Below are 269 nucleotides of genomic sequence, written 5' to 3'. Positions count from 1 at the left end.
AAACAGATGAGATTGATGCATTTGTCATCGCTGATTACTTACGATTTGGACGGAATCAAATGTCCATCGTCAAAGAAAGCCAGTATGTGGCACTTCAACAATTAACAAGATCACGTTATCATCTCGTTAGGATGTTAACAAAGGAAAAACAACATTTTCTACAGCACTTAAGTTATAAGTGTAATACGTTCTCACAAGAGGTGGATTCTTCTATATTTGGCACCGCCATGATGGAGCTATTCCTTGAAAAACTTAGTCTAGAGGAATTA

At 36.8% G+C, this 269-nt stretch carries 1 protein-coding gene; it reads left to right on the top strand.

Annotation, left to right across the window (positions count from 1 at the left end; genetic code table 11):
• Positions 1–269 (top strand): IS110 family transposase (locus tag FE392_RS22435; protein WP_319931897.1); only part of this gene is annotated, 269 nt, incomplete at both ends.

The organism is Xenorhabdus santafensis, assembly GCF_033949405.1.
Lineage (GTDB): Bacteria > Pseudomonadota > Gammaproteobacteria > Enterobacterales > Enterobacteriaceae > Xenorhabdus > Xenorhabdus santafensis.
The sequence above is the reverse complement of the archived record's forward strand: the minus strand, read 5'-3'. Positions and strand labels throughout refer to the sequence as shown.